This window comes from Massiliimicrobium timonense, assembly GCF_002160865.1.
GTDB lineage: Bacteria > Bacillota_I > Bacilli_A > Erysipelotrichales > Coprobacillaceae > Allocoprobacillus.
The window spans coordinates 19,472-39,469 of the sequence record NZ_NFLJ01000028.1; the positions used below are offsets into that span (position 1 = coordinate 19,472).

The following is a 19,998-nucleotide window of genomic DNA, read 5'->3' on the forward strand; positions in this document are numbered from 1 at the left end:
CATTCACTTATATAACGAAAAATAAAATGCTATAACTGTCATTACAATTATAACATTTATAAATGAAGATTACATATTTTTCATATATTCTAATATTCCTTTTAAAGAAATCACTTGTCCTACTGGCTTAATTCCTGCAATTTCTTCACTGGTTTGACTAAAATCAACAATTAAATGTTCACCAGAAATATATGAAGCCATCACACTATTTAAAAAGACGATAGGCATAGCCATTTCTTCACTGGTAGCCAGACGTTTTGCATAACCACAATGAGATAATAAAGCTTCTTCACCACCAGCCATTTGTGTAAATTCATCTTTCATACCTGTATCTGTTGACCCAGGTAATACAGCATTTACTCTTATACCTTGAGATGCAAATGTAGATTGTAAATAGACTGTTAAATAATTCATAGCTAATTTACTAAATGGGTATGCCATTGTTCCAGGCATTCGACTCATACCTGTTTTTTCTATAGCCGCAACTTTTCCATCCCATCCAGATGCCTGAATAACTGGTAAATAAATATCTTTATTATCTTCTCTTTCCCATCCATTACCACCTGTAGATGTCATAAATGCAATAGCGTCACCTTTTTGCATTCTATGAATTAAATATTCTTCACAAATATATTGATTAGATAATAAATCAATTTTACAAGTTGTTATAAAATCATTTTTTGCTCCTGAAACTCCTGCTATACCAAAGAAAGCATGAATATGGTCAGGAATCTCTTGAAATGCCTGATCTATAGACTCTTTTTGACTTAAATCAACATGTATATATTTTTCAATTCCATCTACCTCTACTTTCTGCCAATCTAATGCATAAACTTTTGCTCCTAAGTCCACTAACATTTCTGTTGTTGCTTTTCCCATCCCAGAAGCTGCACCTGTCACAACTGCGATTTGTCCTTGATATCCAAAATAATCTTTCATTTTTCTATCCTCCTAAATGCACTATAAATCTTTCTTTATATTTTATCAATAAGTATAAGTCAAAAAGGACATTCTTCGCATTTTTGTTGTTATTTGATATAATGAAATGGGTGATTGTCATGAACAAAGCAAATTATTCTAAACAACAGATTACTGAGGCACTTATTGATTTATTACAAAAAACATCTATTGAAGATATCACAATTACATCTTTAGTCACAAAAGCTCATGTTTCAAGAAATGCTTTTTATAATAATTACCAATCTGTTGAAGATGTTTTAAAAGAAGCCTATCGACAAGCTCATCAAAAAGCATTTCAAAATAAATATATTGATATTTCCTATTTTACAAGTGATGAGGCTATCTTAGATTTTATACAATTCTTTGATAAAAATACTGCCCTTTTACTGGCATTACAAAAGTGGAATTTACTTCCCTATATCGCAAAATATAATACTCATTGTATCTTAAACAGTTTAGAACAATCAAATAATCCTTTCATTCATCAATATAAAGAATACTTTATGATTTATCATACAATCCCTTATTTTCAAATCTGTTATTATTGGATATTATCAGATAAAAAAGAAACACCTCAAGAATTATTTCAAATGATTAAACAATTACAAAAACAGTCATAAACTATTATGATAGAAAAAGAGATTTCAAACATGAGCATCATGAATGAAATCTCTTTTCTTATTATTTTTCTTCAATACCTTCTTTTTGAGCTATTGATTTTTCATAGACTTTAAAGAATGGATAATACACAACCATACTTATAACAATCAATACACACATAAAGATAACATTTCTTAAATCTAATGCTGATAAGAATCCTTGTGCAAAGAATGGTGTAAATGATGGATCAACAATATATCCCATACTGACTAAACCTATACTTTGTGCCAAATAACCAAGTCCAATAGAAATACATGGCATGAAAACAAATGGTATCGCTAAAATAGGATTTAAGACGATTGGCGCACCAAAAATAACGGGTTCATTAATACCACAAATTCCTGGAATAACGCTTAAACGTCCAATCGTTTTTAAATGTTTCACTTGAGAAAAGCACATCAATAAGACAAGACCTAATGTGTTACCTCCACCACCAAGAACTGCATATCTATACATCTGTAAGTTCATGATATGTTCTGCACTTTGTCCAGCATTAATCAATTCTGCATTTAATCCTGAATTTGTAATGCCTAAAGTGAAAACAATTGGGAAAATAATAGAAGAACCATTAATTCCAAATAACCATAAAATATTTGAAAAGGCAAAGATTCCCATATATGCCCATACGTTATCAACACCAGAAATAGCAGGTGTTAAAATACTCATAATAAATTGTGGTAGTGATTGTCCACTCACTCCCATTAAAATTAAATTTAAACCATAAATAATGATAATATTAGCTGCTAATGGCAATAATGAATTGACAAAGTTTGTAACGGCCGTTGGTACACTATCTGGAAAAGTAAAGATAACTTTTGTTCCTACCAAGCGACATATTTCAACTGAAATGAGTCCTACAATTAAAGCCACAAATAAGCCATCTGCTCCTAAGTATGTCATTGATAACTGTCCATCAGTTACAGGTGCTGAAATCATCAAGAATACACACATAGAAATAATACCATTGATTGCTGGTTTCATTTGATAGCTTTCAGCCAAACAATAAGCAACGCCAAATGCTGTCACTAAACCAATTAATCCCATAGTCATTGTATATGGAATAGTAATGGTATTATAATTTGTTACTGCCCATTGTTTCCAGGCAATCATAGCTTTTAGGAAAATATTTCCTGTATTCATATCCACGATATCTAAATTAATTGGTGGATTGGCGATAATTAAAAATATTGATCCTACAACAATCAATGCAAGTGACATCATCATCCCATTAGAAATAGCCTGTAAATGTCTTTGATTTCCTAACTTATTTCCAAGCGGTGATAATAACTGTTCTAATCGACTAATCATTTTTTACTCTCCCTTTTAAAATTGCCATCCATTAAACTGAAATGCTGTATCCACAACATTTTCTGGATCATATTCTTCTAAGATTTTGGCATATCTTTCTTTATAATCATTATCAATTTCTTTTTGTGGATAAACACGGCTCGCTTCATTTAAGAAATGGAATGAATCTCTTCCCATTGCCTGTCCACGTTGTGTATGTTTATCTAATGCATAATCAGGAATTTCTGGTAATTTCCCCATTGCAAAAGATTTGATACAAATATTTTTCAATAAATCACTTGAACGATCTTTTTCAGATTGACACATATATCTAATTGCATGAATAAAATAGATTGGTCGATCTCCATCTGCATAATCAAATTCTCTGCTCATTTGATATAAATTATTCACAACAATAGCAGCCATTGGATTTCCCATACCAATATCTTCTACTGAAATTGTTAATAATCTTCGCCATAATTTTTCTTCTAACTGTGGTGAAGAAATATACAATTCATAAGCGAACATACATGCCTGTTCTTCTAAACCTCTACGAATAGATTTTTGTAATGCAGAGATCACTTCATCTCCTGCATAACCATTTCTTGTTGTAATTTTTGACCATGGATCATACATTTTTTTAGCCATGAATTCTTGCTCCTTTCTTTTAAATATGACATAATTGTTTTGGAGGTGTTGATATGAATCTAGAGCATTTATCCGAAAAATTTGAATTAAATGATTTAGAAAAACAGATTGTTCGTTATATTCAAGAACATTTAACCGACTTAAAGTCAATTGGTATACGTCAAATGGCAAAAGATAATTATACAAGTACATCAACCATTTATAAATTATGTAATAAATTTGGTTTTGATGGTTATAGTGATATGATTTATCATCTGACATCTACCAAGGATAATCATACTATCGACTTTCACGAACAATATCGTTCTTTCTATGAACAATTCCAATCATTACTTCAAGATCATTCCAAACGTATTATTGTTTTTGGACTAGGATTCTCTGCTCCTATTGCAGAATACATGCAACAACGTTTAACCCTTTTAGGTTATCAAGCTATGTGTGTTGTACATATGGAAATGTTTAGTCCACATTTTTTTGATAACACTGTTTTTATTGTTGTTTCTTATTCTGGAAAAACACCACGCTTAAACGAAATTATTAAAACGGCTCATCATAATCATGTTCCTATCATCAGCTTTATAGGTAATGCTCACTCCCCTATTATTCAACTATCTTCATTACCTATTACAATTGGTCAATATGATTCATTCTCCCATGATTTGAATCGTCCCAACACCTTCTTTGGTGAAGCTATTATTGCTTTTGAAACATTATTATTTTAAAGCCATCCCTATTATACAAATATCGACAATGAAATTATATTGATTTATCCATTATAAAAACATGTTATAAAATTTATAACATGTTTTTATCTAAACTTCTTAATCTTTTATAAGGTTTTAAATTACAAAATTAAATAAAAATCATTCATCAAATTAATACACCATGACAATGATCGATTTCATGTTGAATGATTTGCCCAGTCTGTTGATCAAATGTTTTTATTTTGCGATGAAAATGTTGATCAAAATATTCTACTTTAATTTTTTCATAACGCTTTGTTTCTTTTAAACCCTCATGACACAAACATCCTTCTTGGCAGTTATATGTTTTGGGACTTACTTTTATAATTTTTGGATTGATGAGAACCAAATCGTCTTTTTTATCCTTAACCACTATAATATTTTTTAATTCACCAATCATATTTGCAGCTATACCTACACAGGTTTCATATGCATTCATTGTATCTAATAAATCTTGAACAATATTCATATCATCTGGTGTTGCATCTTTTGATTTTTGTTGTAAAAAAAATTGATCTTTCATAATATTTCTAATCATCATATCCCTCTTTTCTTCTTTTATTGTATATAAAAAATCTTCTTATCACAAGAAGATTTAAATAACTTTGAATTTTGTCCATCTTTGCATACGAAAACGAATATAGAAAATAATACCTCTTATTGTCCAATCTAAACACATTGCTAGTGCTATTCCAATAACCCCCATATTCAATCCTAAAGCAAAAATCAATGAGAAAATCAAACGACCCAATACTGTTGAAGCAATGGATACAATCATAGTATATTTCACATCACCAGCTGCTCTTAATCCATTAGACAATGGTCCTGAAAATGGGAAAGCAACTGTATTAAAAATATTATGAATTAACACAAGAATAACAACAAGTTGTTTGGTTTGTGTGGAAACATTATAAAACTGCATAAATACAGGTGTCAGTATAAAGATAAGAACATTCCATATAATCGATAAAATAAGTGTTAATTTCATGAGTTTTCTAAAATAATATTGAGCTTCATCAATTTTATGAGCACCCATACATTGTCCAATAACTGTAATAAAAACAGGACTCATTGCAGAACCAATTAATGCCGCTAATGACCAAATACTTTGGGCAATACCATTAGCTGCAATCTGATAAGTTCCAAATAATGCAACAACACTACTTAATGCCACTTTAACCAATTGAAAAATACCATTTTCTATTCCATTAGGTACAGCAATATTTAAAATTCTTTTTAACATTGGAAAATCACAACATAAGATATCTGTTTGTTCATAATGAGCCATTTGTTTCTTTGAAAAACATAAAACTGTAATCGCAATAGCTGAAAAAGCTCTGGCTATCAAAGAAGGATAGGCAACCCCAGCAACACCTGCATGGAACACAAAAACACCAATCAGATTACCAACAACATTAATAATATTGGAAATCAATGAAATATACATTGTTGTACTTGTTTTGCCAATACTGCGATACAAAGCAGCACCTGCATTATAAATAGCTAATGCTGGATAAGAATAAGCCGATATTCTTAAATAAGTGACACAAGCTTCCATGACAGAATTTTCTACTTTTCCAAATAAAAGTGATAATAATGTACGATTAAAAATCAAAACAATAATGGCAATAATAATTGAAAAAACTGTTGAAAACATCAATAATTGGCTTGATGAACGAACTGTTCTTTTGTGATCATGACTACCAATATATTGACTCATAACAACAGCTCCCCCTGATGCCAGTGCTGTAAATAGATAAATAAAAATTGTATTAAACATATTCACTAATGATACGCCTGAAACTGCTTGTTCTCCTACAAAACTGACAACAAATGTATCAGCAATCCCAACCAACATCACTAATAGTTGTTCAAAAAATAAAGGAACAATCATATTTTTTAATTCTTGATTTGAAAACATCTTTCTCACTCCTCATTCCCTATTATATGGGTATCCATATATCATGTCTAATACCTATAATCTATTATCCATCATGCTTTTAAAGTATGATTTGTCATTACTTAATATTTCACTTTATATAAAAAGTAGCCTCAATATAAGACTACTTCCTGTATCAAAAAATTTTTATTTTGGTTCTACAGCAATAAACAAATGATCTCTTTCATCAATTTGATAATTCTTTTCAAAGAAATCATACATTGTCCAATTATAATAAAAGCGTTCAGCTGGAATAATTCCATAACCATCTTGATTATGATCAGTCGTATCATAAGAATCAGCAACAATAATGACATCATCCTGTGTTGTTTCTGTATTCATATCATCATAACCAATAATTGTCTGCCAATGTCCACCCCAATCGTTCCAAGCAACCATGACAGGCACACCTTTTTCTAAATATTGACGAATCATATCCAGATTGATTTTTTCACTTGCTTCTTCTTGTGTATAATCATATGTAGAATGAATGTCCATACCACCAACACCTTCAAAGATTTTAATCATTGATTCTAAGCTCGTTGCTTCTGGTGATAAACCATTTGTTCTCAATTGTGCCAAAGATTCCTCTGTATGATTACCTAATTTATCATAATAATTTAATACCATTAAGGCACTATCCACTCCACAACTCCATTCAGAAGATTGTTGTAATGTTTGAAAGTGACTTAAAATTGTCAATGATTCTGTAGATTCCATATTATAAAAATCTGGATGAGCATAATACATAGAATCTTCGTGATCACCTTGTCTTTCGACACTGTCTGCTCCATCTTCTTTTGATAAATCAATAGGATTATCAATCTTCATTTCATCACTCATATTCACACTATTTGAGTGACATCCCACCAGCATTCCTACAGATAATAACATTAAAAATAATTTTTTCATTAAAATACTCCTTCCTTTTGAGAGCACTTGTAACTACTGATTATTTTGATAGTATTCAATTTTTATCAGATTCATTGAGCTTTATATAGCATATTGCTTTTAATACTCTTATTGATTTTACAAGTGTACGCTCATAAAACTGGGCTTCTAACCCACAATAAGACTTATTCAGTCATAAAATCGGCAATGACCTGCTGACCGTCAGCGTATTTCAAAGGGTCGATTTTATCTTCAATACACCATATATAGTCCTACCTCAATAAATCCCTCCAATCATAAAAAGATGTTCACTATTATACCATAATCACATAATTTCACAATAACTATTGGCATTTTTTTACAAAAAACATCAAATAAATAATTTCTTTCTTTTTTACTTCAATATAAAAAGCAGTTTCAATCAGCACGTTCACTGAATTCAACTGCTTAACTTCTTGATATATGATTGTTTATTCCATAACATTCGCCTTTTTCTTTTCAATAGACCCAAATACAATCAAACCACCGACAACTGATACGACAACACCAATCATCAATAAATGATAAACACCCACAGCATCCAATAAAATTCCTCCTGCAAAGTTGGCTATAATACCACTTGCTGTAATCCCAACAGTAACCATAGATTGTCCTTTTACAAGATCTTGTTTAGAAATCACTTCATTTACATAATATACACTGGCAGGTATAAAGATAGCATAAGCACCAATTTGTAAAACCTGTGCAACATAAATCATGAAGATGTTTGTTGCTAAAAAAGTTAATAAATGTTTCAATGCAAACATCACAACTGATAATTTTAGTAATCTTGCACAATTGATTTTTTTACGCATAATATTAAACATAGCCATAGCTGGTAACTCTACAATGGCAGCAATAAATACAGCTATACCCATTTGACTTTCAGTTCCACCAATTGGTGTGATAACTTGAATAAAGAAATTGTTAATAATTGTATGTGTAAAGAAAACCAAAACAACTCCCACAACAAAAATCATAAATTTTTTATAAAGAGCACAAAATTGAAAGAATGATAGTTGTTTCTGTTCTGTTTCTTCTTTATTTTGTTGTTCATGTTGAACAAGATGTTGCTGATTTTTAGGAACAACGTATGTATAGACAACAATAATTAATAAGATATTTCCTATAATATAAAATAATGGAATGACGCCTGTTCCAAAATCTTCAACAAGATAACCTAATACAGCTGAAGCTAAAGCATATGCAGCACTTCCAAGTCCTCTTGCTAAACCATAATTAATTTGTATACCATATTTTTCAAAAAGAAAAGCCATAGAATTAAATAATGGTTGTACAGTCATCATAAATGTGACAATTCCTACAAAAACACATAATAACATCATTGTAGGTAATTCAAAGAAATACAGACATAATGATAAAATCACTGTTCCAATTAAAATAATATTAACCAATGACTGTAGCTTAATGACTTTTTTATCTACGGCTGAAGCTGCCATTGGTTGAGTAAATACAGCAATAATACTGACTAATGCTAAAGTTGTTCCTATCAATGAATTAGAAACACCTTGCCCTAATAAATAGACTGAAGCATACCCCATTAATGCACTAAAAGATGCAAAATAAAGAATCTGTGTTAAAGCATACTTAACATCTAATATTCTTGTCTTATTCACTTAACTTCCTCCCTTAATTATTTTTGACCTATAATATATTATATAAGAGAATGAATATAGAGTACAAGTTAAACAACAAATCTTGAAAAAATAATATATTAGAATAGATCTAAGGTAAGGTATTCATTTTCATATGTCATCATATATTGATTGTTTGAATAGTTAGACACTTTGCTTCATCGGATTCAATGAATATCTATATAACTCTTGACTCCTTCGTGCTTTTATGACATAAATTCAAAGATCAAATGTATCAAAAATGTATCAATTTAAATGACTAAACTAAAAAAGCCCTAGAACGGGCCTTTTTATATTATTCACCAAAATATCTTTTTAATAATCCAGCAAATGCTTTACCATGTCTAGCTTCATCTCTAGCCATTTCATGAACTGTATCATGAATTGCATCTAAGTTAGCTTCTTTAGCACGTTTTGCTAAATCTACTTTTCCTGCAGTTGCTCCATTTTCAGCTTCTACACGCATTTGAAGATTTTTCTTTGTAGAATCAGTCACAACTTCTCCTAATAATTCAGCAAATTTAGCTGCATGTTCTGCTTCTTCCCAAGCAGCTTTTTCATAATATAATCCAACTTCTGGATATCCTTCACGATGAGCTACACGAGCCATTGCTAAATACATACCAACTTCTGAACATTCACCTTCAAAATTAGCACGTAAATCTTTAATAATATCTTCACTTACACCTTGTGCAACACCAACAACATGTTCAGCAGCCCATGTCATTTCTCCACTTTGTTCTACGAATTTATCAGCACCAACACCACAAACAGGACATTTTTCTGGAGCTGCATCTCCTTCATAAACATAACCACATACTGTACAAACAAATTTTGCCATTCTTTTTTCCTCCTATTCATTTTGGATTTTATATCCATATTAATGATAATCAATTTTCCATTTTTCGTCAATCTTCTTGCTCTATTTTATTTATATTTTTAAAATTCCTGCTTTATATAACTGCTCCAATCCTGCAAATACTGCTCCTTCTTCATTAGTTGTAGAAAGAACATAACGAGCAGCATCTTTAGCACTTTGAGAAGCATTTTTAGGTGCAAAAGAATAAGGAAATAGCTGAAGCATTGGTACATCATTTTGTCCATCTCCAAAAACAGCAACCTCATCATAAGCATATCCTTTTTCTTTTATCACTTTTTCTAATAATTTTCCTTTATTTGTTATTGAACTTGTAATCTCAATATTATCTTCAAAAGAAGAAGAAATATCTAAACCATCAATATTTAACTGTTGTTTTACGCCTTGAATAGAATATGCGTCTAAATGTCTGGCATCAATTTTTAATACTTTAATTCCTTTTTCTATCATTTCTTGAGCATCTTTTGCATAATGAAAATCTCTTAAATAACCACTTCTTGTTGTAAAAGTCTTTTCCGGTAAAAAACCTTTATAATCTTTAGAAGCTAATAATAATTTATAATGGTAATCCCAAAATGCATCAGCATCTACAAAAGAATACTTACCTTGATTTGTATGTATTGCCAGTAAATACCCATATGATGATAAAATTGTTGAAATTTTTGAAAAAGCATCATATGACATAGGATATATATCATTCATTGTCAATTCTTTATTACAATACTGTGTTCCATTATTTAAAATCAAATCACAATCTAATTGGTATTGATTTAAAAAATCAATAACCATATTGATATCTCTCCCAGTTGCAATAATAAATTCTATACCTTGAGCTATACATTTCTTTAATAGTTGTTCTGTTCTTTTTTCCATAGTATCATCATACTTTATTAAAGTTCCATCTAGATCACATACAATACATTTTATCATATTGAGTTCCTCCTCACCGTGCTATTATATCAGTTCTCCTTTTAAAGAAAAACATTTTTCTTGCATAGAAAAGAAAGTTAAAAAAAGGAAGACCTTGTCTTCCATAGTTCATTATTTTTATATTTTATTCTGATTTTTGTTCAATTTTTGAAATAAGCCAATTATCTTCATTAGGCACAAGTGTAAATCTAAGCTGTGTATCTATATCTTTTGCACCTTCCATTTCCTTTGTCATAGCACCAAAAATTTCCGTTGCCATATCTCCAAAGATTTTTTCCATCATAGCCTGTTCCCCTTGTGAAAGATAAATTTCCTGTAATTCAGATAAATGTTCTGTTTGATATTTTTCTACAATATCATTTGTTTCACTGCTCAAATCAATATTGTCATAATCTTTCATTTTGACATCAACAATAACCAGATAGTTATCTCCATCTTCCTCAACACTGTTTATTTCATATGAAGTGACATAGTTTTGAAAAGCACTATCGATAAATTTATTGGCTTCATCTACAAATGTTTGTCCATACGTTGCTACATCTTGCAATTCTTCAAATGATGCCATCATTGATACCAAATCATCAACATCACCGTTATCTTCTGTACAAACAGTGGATAATTTTTCAATATCTCCCGCTTTTAAATAATCAAAAAAACTTTTTACGACAGCTTCCTGTTTTTCAGTAGATGCTCCTCCACAGGCAGAAAGACCTACTACTGTTAATAAACACATAGCTAATTTCAATATCTTTTTCATGATATCCTTCCTCCTTATAGTATAAGTATAACAAATATAAGGGCGAATACCATGATTTTGAGTTATTTTTAACATATTTTTACATATTTTTTATAATTTCATTTTCGTTTGAAGTTTTACAAAAAAAGCAATGAACTCGTCATTGCCTATTTCATTATTGGAATGTTTGTATATGTTGATATAAAGCTCCGATAAGATTAGCATCATTACGATAATAACAAGGAACAATTTCTGGTTTATAGACATCAAAACCTAAATGATTAAAAATATCATCAAAATGCTTTTTAATAAGTTCTATTAAAAGAGGTTGTGCACTAATTCCTCCACCTATTGCGACTTTTTCACAATCAAAAATAATATGCACATTAAAGATTTGAATAGCAACTTCTTTACAAAATTGACTAATCCCTTCAATTACTTTTTCATTTCCTTGATTAGCCATATCAAAGATTTCAACCCCTGTGTATTTTTCATCTGTTTCTAATTGTTCCTGTACACGTTCTAATAATCCTGTAATTCCATTTCTCGTTGACCATGCATAATTCCAGCCAATACCATCTAAACAATTTGTTTTCACAAAAGAAAATTCACCAGCACTAAAATGTTTACCAGTATGCACTTGATGATCCTTAATTAAACAACCACCAATACCAGTTCCTAAAATAACAACAGCTCCATCTTGTATATCCTGCAAATTCCCATATCCAATTTCTGCATTGGCTGCACATTTTGCATCATTACCAATCGTTATATTGATTGGACATCTTTCTTTTAAAATATCTACGATATTCATCTTATCAATATATCGTAATGCTCCACCTGTAAAAGCGTAACCTATTTCAGGATTGATAATACCTGGCATAGAAATAGCCATACCTTCAATACGATCTTTGTATTGATCATAAATGGTACCTATTGTTTCTACAAAATGATCCATTGTATCCATTGGTGTTGGGACACTAGATTTTTCTAAAATTGTTGAATCTTCCTGAATTAAAGCATATTTAATTGAACTTCCACCAACATCTAAAGCTAAATATGTTTTCATGATTAAATTCCTCCATACATTATTCTTATATTTATTATAGGATTTTTATTGTAACAATGTAAATACTTTTATACATTTCTTATTATTGAATACAACATAGTTCCCATAACACATAATACAATGACAGAGTCATCATCATAATATTTCATGAATATCTTCTAAAAAATTAAAATCATAATCTTTTAAAAGATCCAAGCATATATCTATACGTTGATGTTCTAATAAAGTTGTAGGATGATGGGCATCATAACCAAAACAAACTTTATTTTCTTTTGTAACATTTTTAAAGAATTCTGGATGTGGATAAGGATATGCCAAACCGTCTTGATAGTAGAGTTTCCCATATCTTAAACCATTTAAGTTAATTTCTAAAACAGCATGATATTTTTTAGCCGCTTCAACAATGATTTGTGATGCCTTGTCACATGCTGGTGTCCATTGTCTTCTTCCTAACATAAAGAAGTCTGGATGTGCTATATATCTTGTTAATCCTAGTTCCAAAGCACTTTGAATTTGATTTGCATACATCAAGACATCTTCATCATTATTAAAATAATCATAATTATATCCATCAAAATAGCGGAAATGTTGTCCAATAATCATGTAATCACAACATTCTTTCATTTTAAGTAAATAATCTTTTTGATCATCATAATATTCTATTTCAAAGCCTACTAATACTTCAATTTGATCTTTATACTTATCTTTTAATTGATACATCGTATGTAAATATTCTTGAACATCTCGATTATACATACGTTCAGCAGCTATTTCTACATGAGGATAGGCCATATGCTCACTAAATCCTATCGTTTTCATTCCAGCTTCTATTGCTGCCAGAATATATTGTTCATCCCTTCCAACAGCATGATGACAGCGTGTTGTATGCGTATGTAAATTAAAATTCTGTTCCATTATTTATCTCCATTTTTATAAAAATTCTTGAATATCTTTTTCTATAAATCCTTGATCTGTTAACACCATCATAGATGTAAAACCACAATCTTGAATCAATTCTAAAGATTCTTTATAATAACAATCTAACATTTCTTTTTGATGACAGTCACTATTAAGACAGATTTTCCCACCATGATCATGAATATATTTTAATAGTATATGATGTGGATAAGGTGTTTTTCTTTGTCCTCTGGCAATAGCACCTGTATTGACTTCAAAAATTTTCTTTTGACCAATAAGCATATCAATACATTCATATGCTAATTTTAAATATTCCTGATCATCAAAATCAATAAATTCTTCATTCTCATTAAACTTTGTAAGTAAATCAATATGCCCTACTATATCTACATCACTTCTATAAGCTATCTTTTTCACTTCTTCATAATAACTTTGAGCATAGCTTAAAAAATCCCCATAATAATCTACAATCTTATGCGTCACTTCCTGACTTTGATCAACAGCTAAATATTCTTCACCAGCTTTTACAAAATGAACACTTCCAATAATATAATCATATAGATTATTTTTTTCAAAGCTTTGTCCTAAAATATCTTCTTCAATACCTAAAAAAATATGTATCTGATCTTTATATTTTTCTTTGACTTCAAGGACATCTTGAATATATTTTTTAGTGTTATCATCAGTCATAGAGTAATCATCTATTTCTCGACAATTCCCATGTCCTGAAAAACCTAAAATCGTAAAACCTTTTTGAATAGCTTCTAAAGTCATGTCCTCAATTGTATTTTTGCCATCACAATAAAGTGAATGTGTGTGTAAATTTTGTTTTATCATATTTTATCATCCCTCTCCTATTATAATTCTTTTTCATTTCCATTGATAGTCTAAAAAGACTGTCTTTAAACAGTCTTCATTTATTCTCTAATGGCTAGAATATTATGTGGCTCAATTCCAACATACACTTTTTGTCCTTCATCAAACAGTGTAAAACTTCTAAACAATGTTTCTGATTTTAAAATAACATCATGACAATTTAATGTATATCGTAAAACATTTCCTCTTGAAATATAGTGACTAACTTTTGCTTCAAAACTATAGACATTTTGATCTTGAATTGGTTCATTTTGAATAGAAATGGTTTCCGGTCTAATTGCATAATAATGATTATCAAAGTCTTGTTTTGGTAGCAATGTTTTTAATTGATGATTATCTAATATATTATAATGTCCTATAAATTCAGCCGCAAATTTAGAAACAGGGTGTGTATATAATTCTACAGGATTTCCACTTTGTTCAATGATTCCACCATTCATTAAATGAATTTTATCAGACATAATCATGGCTTCATCTTGATCATGTGTTACAAATATAGTTGTAATTTTTAACTCTTTTTGTACACGTTTGATTTTTTCCTGTAACTCACGTCTTAATTTTGCATCAATTGCACTTAATGGTTCATCTAATAATAGAACTTTTGGTTCCATAACGATTGCCCTTGCGATAGCTACACGTTGTTGTTGTCCACCAGATAATTGACTCGGATAACTTTTTTCTTTTCCTACCAAATCTACCATTTCAATGGCACGCTGTACTTTTTGAGCTATCTGATTTTTATCTACTTTTGCGATTTTTAAACCAAAGGCAATATTTTCCTCTACATTCATATTTTGAAATAATGAGTATTGTTGAAAAACCATCCCTATACCACGTTTTTGAACTGGTACATCTGTAATATCTTTACCATCTAATATAATTCTCCCTGAATTAATCTGCTCTAATCCTGCTAAAGATCGTAATAATGTAGATTTTCCACAACCACTTGGTCCAAGTAATGTAACTAATTCACCTTTTTCTACATCTAAATGAATATTTTTTAAAACTTGATTTTCACCATCGTAGCTTTTGCATATATCTCTAAATTCAATGTATGCCATTAATTTTTCCCCCTCTTTGTGACTGCTTTATTTTGAATCATTAATGTTAATGTTGAAATGATAAATGTTGTAATAAAAAGAATAACGATAATTGCACTTGATAATTGTCCTGATTTTGACATTGTTTGATATAAATAAATACCTGCTGTTCTAAACGCACTTCCAGCAATCATATTAACAACGACGAAATCTGCAAATAACATTGTAAAAGCTAACATCATTGTTGAAATAATTCCATTTTTCATTTGTGGAATAATAATTGAAAAGAAGGCATGTAGTTGAGAACATCCTAACACCTGTGCAGCTTCTACAACACATTTCACATTTAATGCGCCAATTGTATTTTTTAAACCTCTAAATGTATATGGTAATATAATGATACAGTAAGCTCCTACTAAAAGAAAAAGACGATTTGATAAAAAGCCGGGTTTACCTGAATATAGTGAAATTATACCTACTGCTAAAATAACACCTTGAATGGCATATGGAATATTACATAAAATTTCAATATACTTTTCTAATTTTGGCATATATAATGTTGTCACATAAAGAACTAATAATATAGCCAAACTGCAAATACACACTGGCACAAAAGAAATAACTAAAGATCTTAATAATGAATTAATAAAAGCTCCATCTGTTAATATTTCTGAATAGAAGCTAAGAGTAAAACCAGTTGGTAAAATATCCATCCATGCTGTAAAAACAGAATATAAGAAAGTTAAAGCTAATGGTATAATTAAAAATGCTGCGATAATAAATAAAATACATCCATCCCATAATTGTGTTTTTAATTTCATTGGACACCACCTGATTTCTTTTGTAATTTATTTGTAATTAAAACTGAAATAACCATTAAAGCCATCATGACCAATGAAAGAGCACAACCAAATTCTTGATTTTGAACAACTTCACCAACAAATTGTTGAGAAATACGAATTGGTAATAGAGAAATATTATTACTCAACAATGCATATGCTGTTCCATAAGCCGCTAATGAGTTGGCAAATAAAACTGAAAATGTTCCTAATATACTTGGTAATAATGATGGTATTGCAACTTTAAACCAATAGTGAAAACTGTTTCCACCTAATAGTCCTACAGCTTCTTTCCATTCTTTTCTTAATCCTGAAAAAATAGGAAGCATCAATAAAGTTCCTAATGGAATTTGGAAATAAATGTAAGTTAATAACAAACCATTAATTGTATATAAATCATAATTAGCCAAAAATTCTATTCCATAATTTTTTCCAATTAATGTTAATATACCAACATTTCCTAATAAAATCATAAAAGCAAAAGCTAATGGAACTCCAGCAAAATTACTTGTAATATTTAATACTGAAGTGAAAGTATTTCTTATTTTAGGACTGGCATTATGTGCTGCTTTTGCACCAATAAATGCAATAAATATACCAACAACAGCTGAAAAAATAGATATCCATAAACTGTTATAAATAGACTGTTGATATAGACGTGTACTAAAAATTTTAACAAAATGGTCTAGAGTAAAACCTCCACCACCTGTCTTTGAAAAACTTTCTATCACAATATTAATTAATGGTAATATTTCAAATAATAAGACAATGATAAAAAAGGGTAATAAAGCGAACAGATAAAATTTATAGTTCTTTTTTGCTTTCATGAATACGTTTCACCTCCAAAGGTTTCATTTTTTCAGTTGCTTGAATATCCAATAAATAACAAAGCAACGGCGCAAACTCTAATGTTGTGAGAACTTGTGAATGATACCCATTCACAATGCGTTGATCAATAATATATAATGCTGTGGTGCGTTGCTGATGACTATTACCACCATGATAACCATTTTCACTCATTCCATGATCTGCACCTACCACAACACTATACCCATCTTTAATCCATTGTGGAATATATGTTGAAAGGAGTTTATCATTTTGAATAACTGCTTGCGCGTATTCTTGTGAACCTGCACCATATTTATGGCCTGCATCGTCGATACCCATTGGATGTATAAACACAAAATCATATTGATCATGTGACATTAAACTTGATGATAATGCATATAAATGATTATCTGGATAAGTGTCTTCATAATAGAAAAAACCTTGGTCTATATAAGACTTTGGATCATGATGATAGACATCTAGAAACTTATTAAATGGTGCTGATAAATAGAGCTCACTAATCCAATAATATGCTAATGCTAGACTTTTTTTATGATTCTGTTTAAGTAATTCAAATATATGGATTTGATTAGATAATCGACATATATTATTATTTGTAATTCCATGTTCATATACTGGTAATCCAGTAAAAATTGTTTCGTACATAGGGCGTGAAGCGCTAGGTAATTCACCTAGCACTTCATATTTAGCCGCCTTTTTATGTTCACATAAATGTTCTAAATAACCTAAATGCTCTCTAGCATATTCACTCTGTAATCCATCTAATAAAACAAATACAACTTTATTATTGTGCATAAGCAACAACTTCCTCCTGCCAAGATGTTGATAAATCTGACACAGCTTGATCCCAAGCTTCCTGATCTTCAATAAAGCGTGCATTTTTATATTGTTCATCTGGTAAAAGCATTGCCTTTACATCTTCTGGTAATTCTACATCATCACGAATTGGACGCGCATAACCTTTAGCTAAATTAATCTGTCCTTCATCAGATAAAATATATTCCCTTGCTAATGCAGCAGCATAAGGACGTTTTGTATAGGCATTAATAATTGTACAATATCCACTTTGAATTGCTCCATCTGTTGGTACTGATACTTCAAAATGAGCATTGGCATTATTTTCTAAGATTTGTGAACGATATCCTAATGAATTGTAATCCCATAAAACTGCAACTTCTATTTCACCTTTTTCTAAACGTGCAACACTTGTGTCTCCCATATCTAATCGATCTTCTTCAGCTAAAGTCTTGAAAAAGTCTAGACCTGGCTGTATATTGCTTTCACTACCACCAAAAGCGATAGCAGCACTTAATAATGCACTTTGTGCCTGAGTTGCTACTGAAACGTCTCCAATTGTTAATGTATAATCTCCATTTAAAACATCTTGCCAACTTTTTGGTGCTTGATCAACAAGATCAGTATTTGTAATAAATGTAATTGTACCATAGTATCCTATAATCCAATCACCATTATCATCTTTAGCCCAATCAGGAATTGAATCCCAATATGATGTTTTATAAGGTAAAGTTACACCTTGTTCTTCTGCAACTGGCCCAAATGATTGTCCAACATCACCGATGTCTTTTGTTGCATCACTTGCTTCATTTGCAAAAATAGCAAGTTCCTCTGCACTAGACATATCTGTATCCGTATGTTTAATTCCATATTCATCTTCAAGTTCTGTCCATGTTTCAACCCAGTTAGCCCATGTATCAGGCATTCCAACAGAATTGACTTCTCCATCTTCTTTTGCTTTTTCTGTAATTTCTTCAATTGTCATTGAATTTAAATCAACCTTTGCTTGTGTGCTTTCTTCAGCGCATCCTGTTAAAAATGTTGCTGCAACAAGAGCACTCATCCCCAATTTAAAAAATTTATTTTTCATTTTCATACTTCCTCCTTAGCGAGTAAAGTATAGCATTTATAAAATTCAGTTAAATATCTTCATTTTGTAAAGAATTGTAAAAATAAAAACACTATAACAAGTGTTTTGTAAATATTTTAAAAAGGAATTTAAATTTTATATTAACATTTATTAAGTTTTTAGATACTTTTGCTTTATATAAAAAGTTATAAAAATCACATATTTTTTTATATAAGTATAATTTGAGTATTTCAATTTATCATTTAAACTAATATAAATAAATATTATTTAAGTTGATCATCATTTTAATGTTTGATGATTATCATCAAATATATCATAAAAAAGAACCACCAGATGAGACAAGGTAGTTCTCTTTCAGTATACAAAATAAAAAAAGGACAAAATAAATTTTGTCCATGGCGATTAATCATCTTTGATGATTATCGCTTTTTTAATGCTGTATAATTATCTCAGGTGGTGTTCTTATGATTGATCTCTCTACTCCTGGTACTCTTTTATACGATTCTGCTGTCTTATCTTCTTATATAAGAAAGAATACTAAAGAATCTTTTGGTTATATTTTTTTTGATAATATCGATTATATTACTAAGCTTTACAATGACAATAGAATGCGTGATGTGACTTATAAGAATATTCTCGATACTATCCTCTGTGGTTCCGTCTATCTTGGTTTTGATACGTATGAATGTCCTGACTGCGGTTTTGAAACGACCATCCCTCATACCTGCAAATCCAGATTCTGCTCTAAGTGTGCCGCTAAATCTGCTAAACAACGTTCCATTTCCATCTCTGCCATGACTTTCTCCTGCAAGCATCGCCATATTGTTTTTACTGTTGCCCAAGAGCTCCGTGATTATTTCATCAGAGATCGTTCTCTCCTCGACCTTTTATTCATCGCTTCCAGAAATACCATCAGCGCTCTTGCCAACGATGCTAAATTCAGAAAAAACAAAAGACTCGAAAAACACAGAAAGCTCCGAAAATCCTCTTCCCCCTATCTCTATAAGGATACAAAGGATAATGTTGTTTTTGGTGCCATCTTGTTGAATGCCAAATTAAATAAAAAGAAAAATAAAGAAAATAGTCAAAATAAAAGAAAAAGTCTTATCAAAGTGAATGAATAAGAAATAATCACTTTAAATGATAAGACTATTTTA

General features: G+C 30.3%; 21 protein-coding genes. 3 read left to right on the plus strand and 18 right to left on the minus strand.

What is annotated here, in order from left to right:
* Positions 1-69: 69 nt before the first annotated feature.
* Complete coding sequence (locus B5E75_RS09710) at positions 70-939, minus strand: SDR family oxidoreductase (RefSeq protein ID WP_087243609.1); 870 nt, start codon at positions 937-939, stop codon at positions 70-72.
* Positions 940-1,058: 119 nt separating this feature from the next.
* Here B5E75_RS09710 and B5E75_RS09715 point away from each other — a divergent pair, with 119 nt between their 5' ends.
* Positions 1,059-1,580 carry a TetR/AcrR family transcriptional regulator gene (locus B5E75_RS09715; protein WP_087243608.1) on the plus strand — a complete coding sequence of 174 codons (522 nt, stop codon included), beginning with the start codon at positions 1,059-1,061 and terminating at the stop codon, positions 1,578-1,580.
* Positions 1,581-1,641: 61 nt separating this feature from the next.
* Here B5E75_RS09715 and B5E75_RS09720 read toward each other — a convergent pair whose 3' ends face one another.
* On the minus strand, positions 1,642-2,928 hold the full coding sequence (locus B5E75_RS09720) for a PTS sugar transporter subunit IIC (RefSeq protein ID WP_087358743.1): 1,287 nt from the start codon (positions 2,926-2,928) through the stop codon (positions 1,642-1,644).
* A gap of 15 nt (positions 2,929-2,943) precedes the next feature.
* The gene (locus B5E75_RS09725) at positions 2,944-3,555 is read right to left on the minus strand and encodes an AAA family ATPase (protein WP_087358745.1); all 612 of its coding nucleotides are present in this window, start codon (positions 3,553-3,555) and stop codon (positions 2,944-2,946) included.
* Between the two features lie 53 nt (positions 3,556-3,608).
* On the opposite strand from B5E75_RS09725, the gene B5E75_RS09730 reads away from it, so the two are divergent.
* Positions 3,609-4,277, plus strand: a complete 669-nt coding sequence (locus B5E75_RS09730) for a MurR/RpiR family transcriptional regulator (RefSeq protein ID WP_087358747.1) — start codon at positions 3,609-3,611, stop codon at positions 4,275-4,277.
* Positions 4,278-4,425: 148 nt separating this feature from the next.
* On the opposite strand, the gene B5E75_RS09735 is transcribed toward B5E75_RS09730, so the two are convergent.
* The 15 genes from B5E75_RS09735 to B5E75_RS09805 form a co-directional block, all read right to left on the minus strand.
* A complete protein-coding gene (locus B5E75_RS09735) occupies positions 4,426-4,836 on the minus strand; it encodes a peptide deformylase (RefSeq protein WP_087358749.1) in 411 nt (136 codons plus the stop codon).
* 57 nt (positions 4,837-4,893) lie between these two features.
* Positions 4,894-6,219 carry an MATE family efflux transporter gene (locus tag B5E75_RS09740; RefSeq protein ID WP_087358751.1) on the minus strand — a complete coding sequence of 442 codons (1,326 nt, stop codon included), beginning with the start codon at positions 6,217-6,219 and terminating at the stop codon, positions 4,894-4,896.
* A 165-nt stretch (positions 6,220-6,384) separates the two neighbouring features.
* Positions 6,385-7,149, minus strand: coding sequence for a C39 family peptidase (locus B5E75_RS09745; protein ID WP_087358753.1), 765 nt, complete (start codon positions 7,147-7,149; stop codon positions 6,385-6,387).
* A gap of 449 nt (positions 7,150-7,598) precedes the next feature.
* Positions 7,599-8,804 (minus strand): MFS transporter, encoded by a 1,206-nt coding sequence (locus B5E75_RS09750; RefSeq protein WP_087358755.1) that lies wholly within the window; start codon positions 8,802-8,804, stop codon positions 7,599-7,601.
* Between the two features lie 313 nt (positions 8,805-9,117).
* Complete coding sequence (locus B5E75_RS09755) at positions 9,118-9,663, minus strand: rubredoxin-like domain-containing protein (RefSeq protein WP_087245789.1); 546 nt, start codon at positions 9,661-9,663, stop codon at positions 9,118-9,120.
* 90 nt (positions 9,664-9,753) lie between these two features.
* The gene (locus B5E75_RS09760) at positions 9,754-10,629 is read right to left on the minus strand and encodes a Cof-type HAD-IIB family hydrolase (protein WP_087358756.1); all 876 of its coding nucleotides are present in this window, start codon (positions 10,627-10,629) and stop codon (positions 9,754-9,756) included.
* Positions 10,630-10,753: 124 nt separating this feature from the next.
* Complete coding sequence (locus B5E75_RS09765; protein ID WP_087358758.1) at positions 10,754-11,386, minus strand: LptM family lipoprotein; 633 nt, start codon at positions 11,384-11,386, stop codon at positions 10,754-10,756.
* A gap of 154 nt (positions 11,387-11,540) precedes the next feature.
* Positions 11,541-12,434, minus strand: a complete 894-nt coding sequence (locus tag B5E75_RS09770; protein ID WP_087358760.1) for an ROK family protein — start codon at positions 12,432-12,434, stop codon at positions 11,541-11,543.
* A 135-nt stretch (positions 12,435-12,569) separates the two neighbouring features.
* Entirely contained in the window at positions 12,570-13,349 is a 780-nt protein-coding gene (locus B5E75_RS09775) for a PHP domain-containing protein (protein WP_087358762.1), read from the minus strand.
* 15 nt (positions 13,350-13,364) lie between these two features.
* Positions 13,365-14,189: a histidinol-phosphatase HisJ family protein gene (locus B5E75_RS09780; protein ID WP_087358764.1), complete on the minus strand. Its 825-nt coding sequence runs from the start codon at positions 14,187-14,189 to the stop codon at positions 13,365-13,367.
* An 80-nt stretch (positions 14,190-14,269) separates the two neighbouring features.
* Positions 14,270-15,289 carry an ABC transporter ATP-binding protein gene (locus tag B5E75_RS09785; protein ID WP_087245803.1) on the minus strand — a complete coding sequence of 340 codons (1,020 nt, stop codon included), beginning with the start codon at positions 15,287-15,289 and terminating at the stop codon, positions 14,270-14,272.
* On the minus strand, positions 15,289-16,089 hold the full coding sequence (locus B5E75_RS09790) for an ABC transporter permease (RefSeq protein WP_087358766.1): 801 nt from the start codon (positions 16,087-16,089) through the stop codon (positions 15,289-15,291). Before B5E75_RS09790 ends, B5E75_RS09785 begins: the two co-directional genes overlap by 1 nt.
* A complete protein-coding gene (locus tag B5E75_RS09795) occupies positions 16,086-16,934 on the minus strand; it encodes an ABC transporter permease (RefSeq protein WP_087358768.1) in 849 nt (282 codons plus the stop codon). The genes B5E75_RS09790 and B5E75_RS09795 overlap by 4 nt, the downstream gene beginning before the upstream one ends.
* Positions 16,912-17,751: an alkaline phosphatase family protein gene (locus tag B5E75_RS09800; RefSeq protein ID WP_162607675.1), complete on the minus strand. Its 840-nt coding sequence runs from the start codon at positions 17,749-17,751 to the stop codon at positions 16,912-16,914. The genes B5E75_RS09795 and B5E75_RS09800 overlap by 23 nt, the downstream gene beginning before the upstream one ends.
* A complete protein-coding gene (locus tag B5E75_RS09805) occupies positions 17,741-18,841 on the minus strand; it encodes an ABC transporter substrate-binding protein (protein ID WP_087298240.1) in 1,101 nt (366 codons plus the stop codon). The genes B5E75_RS09800 and B5E75_RS09805 overlap by 11 nt, the downstream gene beginning before the upstream one ends.
* A 464-nt stretch (positions 18,842-19,305) precedes the next feature.
* Here B5E75_RS09805 and B5E75_RS09810 point away from each other — a divergent pair, with 464 nt between their 5' ends.
* Positions 19,306-19,965: a transposase zinc-binding domain-containing protein gene (locus B5E75_RS09810; RefSeq protein WP_087358772.1), complete on the plus strand. Its 660-nt coding sequence runs from the start codon at positions 19,306-19,308 to the stop codon at positions 19,963-19,965.
* The last annotated feature ends 33 nt before the right edge of the window (positions 19,966-19,998 follow it).